General features: G+C 26.9%; 8 protein-coding genes. 3 read left to right on the top strand and 5 right to left on the bottom strand.

The genetic code is table 11. The features are described from left to right. Positions 1-60 precede the first annotated feature (60 nt). Positions 61-645: a glycosyltransferase family 2 protein gene (locus NSA58_RS13935; protein WP_257560588.1), complete on the bottom strand. Its 585-nt coding sequence runs from the start codon at positions 643-645 to the stop codon at positions 61-63. 150 nt (positions 646-795) lie between these two features. Between NSA58_RS13935 and NSA58_RS13930 the strand changes: the two genes are divergently transcribed. Both NSA58_RS13930 and deoD read left to right on the top strand, forming a co-directional pair. Continuing rightward, entirely contained in the window at positions 796-1428 is a 633-nt protein-coding gene (locus NSA58_RS13930) for a hypothetical protein (RefSeq protein WP_039677852.1), read from the top strand. Between the two features lie 186 nt (positions 1429-1614). Continuing rightward, positions 1615-2334, top strand: coding sequence for a purine-nucleoside phosphorylase (deoD, locus tag NSA58_RS13925; RefSeq protein WP_039677851.1), 720 nt, complete (start codon positions 1615-1617; stop codon positions 2332-2334). 53 nt (positions 2335-2387) lie between these two features. Here deoD and lexA read toward each other — a convergent pair whose 3' ends face one another. The 3 genes from lexA to NSA58_RS13910 all read right to left on the bottom strand — a co-directional run bounded on the left by lexA (position 2388) and on the right by NSA58_RS13910 (position 5051). Further along, positions 2388-3020 carry a transcriptional repressor LexA gene (gene lexA / locus NSA58_RS13920; protein WP_039677850.1) on the bottom strand — a complete coding sequence of 211 codons (633 nt, stop codon included), beginning with the start codon at positions 3018-3020 and terminating at the stop codon, positions 2388-2390. 122 nt (positions 3021-3142) lie between these two features. Continuing rightward, positions 3143-4324, bottom strand: coding sequence for a tyrosine-type recombinase/integrase (locus tag NSA58_RS13915; RefSeq protein ID WP_039677849.1), 1182 nt, complete (start codon positions 4322-4324; stop codon positions 3143-3145). A gap of 466 nt (positions 4325-4790) precedes the next feature. Further along, positions 4791-5051 carry a stage V sporulation protein S gene (locus NSA58_RS13910; protein WP_039677848.1) on the bottom strand — a complete coding sequence of 87 codons (261 nt, stop codon included), beginning with the start codon at positions 5049-5051 and terminating at the stop codon, positions 4791-4793. 264 nt (positions 5052-5315) lie between these two features. Here NSA58_RS13910 and NSA58_RS13905 point away from each other — a divergent pair, with 264 nt between their 5' ends. Continuing rightward, positions 5316-5672, top strand: a complete 357-nt coding sequence (locus NSA58_RS13905; protein WP_039677847.1) for a PH domain-containing protein — start codon at positions 5316-5318, stop codon at positions 5670-5672. A 59-nt stretch (positions 5673-5731) separates the two neighbouring features. Here NSA58_RS13905 and NSA58_RS13900 read toward each other — a convergent pair whose 3' ends face one another. After that, positions 5732-6319 (bottom strand): hypothetical protein, encoded by a 588-nt coding sequence (locus NSA58_RS13900; protein ID WP_074079567.1) that lies wholly within the window; start codon positions 6317-6319, stop codon positions 5732-5734. Positions 6320-6416 lie beyond the last annotated feature (97 nt).

Below are 6416 nucleotides of genomic sequence, written 5' to 3'. Positions count from 1 at the left end.
ATAATAGTTGCGATAATTGGGTTGGTAATTTCTATACCTATAATAATAGTTTTTGGTTTCTTAATAAAAAAAGAAGACGGAGGAAATATCTTCGTATTTTATATCTGGAAATTCTAAATTATCAAATAAATCTTTTTTCCATAATTTATTCCATAAATAAGAATGTATAAGGTTATCTGGTATTAGAGATTTCAATATATCATGGCTAGAGTATAGTCCAGAGCTTTTTTTATATATTACTGGTAATTTTAAATTTGCATTATCATAATATCTATAAAAATTACAAATAACTACATCGGCATCTGTATTACAACTTTCGTTATAAAGTCTTTCTAAGTAATTGTATTCTATATAATCATCACTATCAATAAATACAATATAATCACCTGACACATTTTTTAATCCCGTATTACGAGCACTGGCAACCCCTTGATTGCATTGATAAATCACCTTACAATTTGTGATTATATCTTCATATTTTTTTAATATTTCATAGGAATTATCTGAAGAGCCATCATCTATACAAATAAGTTCATAGTTTTTAAAACTTTGATTATGTATGGAGTTCAAACATTCTTCTAAATAAGGGCTTGTATTATGTACAGGTAGTATAATACTAATAATTGGTTTAGTTTGTTTGAACATAATTAAGTCCACCTTTCATAAGAACTATCTCTTAGAAGTATATCATATAATATGGAAGAATAATTAATAAAAATGTATAAAAATATATATATCTTCATAATAATTATAATAGTTTAATGAAAATTATTTTATTCACAGGGAGGTTTATTAATGTCAAAAGAAGAGGATAGAACTTATAAGAATATTCAAGATTGGGAAGAGAAGATCATAAAAATTTTTCCTGTTGCTATTCCCAATGAATGTGCATGGTTTGATGAGATAGATATTTTGAATGTATTATTCACATTATGTAGCGATAAGGTAGCAAATATATTTTATCCAGAAGGTAAAAAGCTAGGATTATATGGAGTTGACTTTTCTAGCGAGGATAAATGTATAGAACTTATTACAGATAATACTATTGATATAGTAAGACCTCAGAAGCTTTCTTTCCACTATTATGATGAAGCTTTTGAATGGAGTTATTTTAGATTGGAAACAGACAATTTAAAACAAATATGTAATATTAAAAATAAACTACATAAAGAGGCACTAATATGTTTAGATGATGGAGAATATATAGATATTTTAGAAGGTATAAAAAAGTACGGCGATAAAGATGAACTAGATAATTTAATGATTGATGATGCCAGACTAGTTAATAGGTATTTAAAGAAATCATCCTTCTTGATATTTGCTAGAAACTCATATTTCAAAGACTTTTATAATAAATCATTTAATACGTATTCTGATGAGGAGCTATCAAGTATGATTGAAAACTTAATGCTAAATGGTAATGTTTAAACTATATTACTTAATTTACATTACTTAATTTACATAAATGAACTTATGTTTCTTATATAAAAAATTACAATATTGATATAGCAATTAAAATAAATTTATATGTTTACATTAAATTGTGTGTATAATATAATAGAGTAGAATAACAGATACATATAAAAAGTATGTAACAAAATAGGAGGAAACACTATGAGCAAATCACCAGTTCCAACACCTCATATAGGGGCACAAGTTGGAGATATAGCTGAAACAGTATTATTACCAGGAGATCCACTAAGAGCTAAATTTATAGCAGAAAATTTCTTAGAAGATGTAACAGAGTACAATACTGTAAGAGGAATGTACGGCTATACAGGATACTATAAAGGTAAAAGAATATCAGTTCAAGGTTCAGGAATGGGAATACCATCTATAGGAATATATTCATTTGAATTAATTCATTTCTATGGAGTTAAAAATCTTATAAGAATAGGTTCTGCTGGAGCATTAAGCGACAAATTAGACCTTTATGATATAGTTATAGGAATGGGAGCTTGTACAGATTCAAACTTTGCTTCTCAATATAACTTACCAGGTACATATGCACCTATAGCTAGCTATGATTTAGTTTCAAAAGCTGTAGAAGTTGCAAAAGAACAAGGTACAGATGTTCATGTAGGAAACATATTATCAAGTGATGTGTTCTACAGTGACCAAGGATTTGAAGATTTAAAATCTTGGAAGAAAATGGGCGTTATGTGTGTGGAAATGGAAGCTGCAGGACTTTATATGAATGCTGCTAGAGCAGGAGTTAATGCACTTGCTATACTTACTATATCAGACTGTCCTCTTGAAGGTAAGGCTACATCTTCTCATGAAAGACAAGTAGCATTTACTAAGATGATGGAAATAGCTTTAAATTTAGCATAATAATAAATAATTATTATAAAACAAAAAGTCTTCTACTTTTAGTAGAAGACTTTTTATAATGTCCTAAAAACACCTTTTACGATACCAACAATTTCAATATTTCGCTCATCTAAGATGATAGAATCCATAAATTCATTTTCTGGTTGAAGCCTAACTAATCTATCTTCTTTAAAGAATCTTTTAACAGTGGCATATTCACCATTTATTAAAGCTACAACTATCTGAGAGTTAGAAGCATGATTATTTTTATCGACAATCACATAGTCTTTGTCTAGTATTCCAGCTCCTATCATACTTTCACCTTTAACTTTTAGTATAAAGTTATCTCTACCTTGTACTAAAATAGAAGGTAATGGAATGTACTCTTCGATGTTTTGCTCAGCAAGTATTGGTTCGCCAGCTGTAATTTGACCTACAACAGGAATCTGAATTATCTCTTGGTTCATACCTGTAACATCATCCGTAGAGTTAGTGTTTAATATTTCAATTGCTCTTGGCTTTGTAGGATCTCGTCTTATATAACCTAATTTTTCTAGTTTATTTAGGTGTGAATGAACAGTTGATGTAGATTTTAATCCAACTGCAGAACAAATTTCTCTTACTGAAGGTGGATAACCTTTAGCTAATTGTTGTTCTTTTATAAATTCAAATATCATTGCCTGTTTATTTGTTAAATCTAAATACATAAAATCACTCATTTCCTATTTAGTATGTTAATAGTTATCTATAATAACTATCATATATATATATTGTATCACATAGAAGCTAATGACACAAACATTTGTTCTTGATTCTATATATTATATAATTAATCGTTATTTTTATCGTTAATTATATTTATTTCTTTATCTTCATCTAATAAATCTTTATTGTTTTCATCTATCCATTCAAAATTATTGACAATATCTCTTTTTATATTCTTTTTATGTGCAGCATATAGTTGTGTAGTAGTTACATTGTCATGATCTAATAATGTTTTTACATCATAAATAGAAAATCCAGATTGTATAAGAGAAGTGGCAGCAGTTGCTCTTAACTTATGTGGACTATAGCCATTATCCCTAGTTGTGTTCATACAGATGGAAGTATATTTCTTTACTAATTGTCTAATTGATTTTGGAGTAAGACGTTTTTTTTGTAAGGATAAAAAGAGAGCATCTTTAACTTCCTCATTTAATAACTCACTATTTGGTCTTTCGTGGTATATATAGTCCTTTACCACATACTCACAAGTTTTATTAATTGGCATCAAGACTTCTTTGCCTCGTTTTCTATAAATCTTAAATTCGCCTCTAGAAAAATTAAAAGAAGAAATATTTAATTCTCGAAGTTCATTTAATCTAAGACCATATGTAACAAATAAAGCTAAAATAGCCTTGTCCCTTAGTTTAGTTTTCTCCCAATAGATTAATTCCTTATCTGTTAATCCTTGGCCGCTTTCTACGGCGTCTAACATTTTAGCAACCTCATCTATGTCAAGTCTCTTTATGGCATCTGGCTGAGGCTTAGGAAGCTTTATAGGGTTAAAACCATCTGTAATGTTATTATCAAGTTGCTCATTTCTATATAAAAATTTAAATAGAGTAGAGATGGATGATTTTTTTCTAGCTAAAGCTCGGTTATTATTTTCGTAGATTAACGTAGTACTATTTCTTTCTCTATAATATCTAGGGCAATAATCTCCTAAAAATAAGTTAACATCTCTAGCTTTAATATTATTAAATTCTTCAAGTGTGATTTCTTCAGTTGATTTAGCATTTGATAATTCAGTTTCATTAACTATATAATCACAGAAAAAACATATATCTTCTAAGTAAGCAGATCTTGTAGAAACGGCTACAGAACCTTTTAGATATATGAAGTAGTCCTTCATAAAAGGAGGAAGCTTATTTTCGAAAGAGATACATTTTTCTATAAGTTCATGTTCCTTTAAAACTATGTTATTTGGTTTGTCTGATTTATTATTAATTTTTAATGTTTTTTTACTCATATAAAATACCACCTTAAAAACAATTATCTTAAATGAAAATACCATAAAAATGTGAGAGTTACAATAAAAAAATAATTAAATGATTATAAAAATAGCAAGAATATGGATTATAATAAAAATGACAAAAAAGAGTACTTTTATTAATAGTAATGGCTAACTATTCCCTAAATATACATTTAGAAACTAGTATAATATACCACTCTTTTTATAATAATAATGACTTTAATCAGAATTATGCTTATTATTTTATTTTGACTATATTTATTATTTAAACTTAGGCACTGGCACTTCTAGATATCTATATATAATGAACTTTTAACAAATATGGTTATTTGATTAAGGTTATATTTATAAAATAAATAATCTTCGAATTCTTTACTAATGCATATTTTAGTCATTTTTATTTATTTCAAAAAAATATAATCATGTAGATCTCCCACATGATTATATCTAAAACAATTCCATACTATCTAGGCTCTATAATTAACTTTATAGCAGTTTTTTGTTCGCCATCGATTTCTATATCAGTAAATGCAGGTACACAGATTAAATCAAGCCCGCTTGGAGCAACAAAACCTCTTGCTATAGCGATAGATTTTATTGCTTGATTTAATGCTCCTGCACCAATTGCTTGTATTTCTGCACTTCCCTTTTCCCTTAGTACCCCTGCTAGAGCTCCAGCTACAGAATTAGGATTAGACTTTGATGAAACTTTTAATACTTCCATTTCAATATCCTCCTTGATTTGTTTTAAAACAATTTTTAATTTCAATTTTTTTTACATGAATATTATGATAAAAATAATAATTTAAAGTACTAATAAATCTAACTTAGTATTTATTTCTATACATAATATATAAATACCTTTTTTTATAATGAAATAGTTTTTGCCGATTATGTAGTTATTTATTGATGCAATGTAGCTATATCAAATATAATATATTATAAAGGGGTTATAAAAATATATATTTGATATTTGAGGAGGAACTAAATGAAACTTTGTCATTTTAACTATTTTCTAAAAGAAAATGAAAAAATAACTTTTTTTACTGAGTGTAAATTAAAAAGTATTACTGCTTTTGATATACTAGATACAGAAGGCTTATTGTTAGCTTCTGATAGAAGGTTAATCTTTTGTAAATTGATTGGAGATCATCCTCATTTGCTACAGTCATATGAATATAAGTATATATCGTCTTGTTGTATAAAAGAAAACGGCGATGATATATATTTGTATATGAAATATAACGGAGATCCTATTAAAATAATGGGACTTGATAAACCTATATATGAGGATATCATTAATTTTATTTCTTCAGGTGACAAGGTTAACTATAATGCTCTTTAAATATATTACATAAACCATTATTATAAATAGTATAAAAATTATGCTTCATAATTTTTATACTATTTTTCGATTGTGTCTTCTCTTTTTAATTTAGAAACATAATCTTGAGATAAGCCTGTTACTTCTGTAATAAAATTAATATTTGCATTTTTATTTAATAGGTTGATTGCCATTTCTGTTTTTGTAGATAAAAGTTGATCGCTAGCATGTTTTGATTCTGTATTATCTTGATCTATATCAGTGTTTGCTACATATTTACTATTAAGCTTGAATCTGAAGTGTTTAAATGCATATGATAAGTCTTTAAGTAGCAATAATAAAGCTGGTATAATAAAATAAATACTGCACCCTAAAATACCTACTAATATAGTTAAGTAAAGTAAAACAGAATTAATTTTTGTTAATTCAATATTTATTATTTTTTTCTGACCCATATTTGGTATTGCTAAAAGTATAGCCATTATAAATGTTAAAAAACATAGTGGATATAATATGTAACTGGCCAATATGCCATTAAAACTGATTATATCGAAATTGCCGTCTAAATTGGAGTAGATTAGTAAATCACCTTTTAGATAACAATAGATACAGGAGACTATTCCTAGAATACCTCCGCAGGCTTGAGAATACCATTGATAAAATTTCATCTAACTATCCCCTTTTTAAAAAATATTAATATGTATATAAATGTATTTCTATATCTTAACTATAAAAGTATATGAAACAAAAATAAAAAATATCTTT

This window comes from Terrisporobacter muris (genome assembly GCF_024621905.1).
GTDB classification, from domain to species: domain Bacteria; phylum Bacillota; class Clostridia; order Peptostreptococcales; family Peptostreptococcaceae; genus Terrisporobacter; species Terrisporobacter muris.
The sequence above is the reverse complement of the archived record's forward strand: the minus strand, read 5'-3'. Positions and strand labels throughout refer to the sequence as shown.

Bases quoted from the DNA above. Each gene is read 5' to 3' on its own strand.
- NSA58_RS13935 (WP_257560588.1), bottom strand. From the start codon at position 645: ATGTTCAAACAAACTAAACCAATTATTAGTATTATACTACCTGTACAT.
- NSA58_RS13930 (WP_039677852.1), top strand. From the start codon at position 796: ATGTCAAAAGAAGAGGATAGAACTTATAAGAATATTCAAGATTGGGAA.
- deoD (WP_039677851.1), top strand. From the start codon at position 1,615: ATGAGCAAATCACCAGTTCCAACACCTCATATAGGGGCACAAGTTGGA.
- lexA (WP_039677850.1), bottom strand. From the start codon at position 3,020: ATGTATTTAGATTTAACAAATAAACAGGCAATGATATTTGAATTTATA.
- NSA58_RS13915 (WP_039677849.1), bottom strand. From the start codon at position 4,324: ATGAGTAAAAAAACATTAAAAATTAATAATAAATCAGACAAACCAAAT.
- NSA58_RS13910 (WP_039677848.1), bottom strand. From the start codon at position 5,051: ATGGAAGTATTAAAAGTTTCATCAAAGTCTAATCCTAATTCTGTAGCT.
- NSA58_RS13905 (WP_039677847.1), top strand. From the start codon at position 5,316: ATGAAACTTTGTCATTTTAACTATTTTCTAAAAGAAAATGAAAAAATA.
- NSA58_RS13900 (WP_074079567.1), bottom strand. From the start codon at position 6,319: ATGAAATTTTATCAATGGTATTCTCAAGCCTGCGGAGGTATTCTAGGA.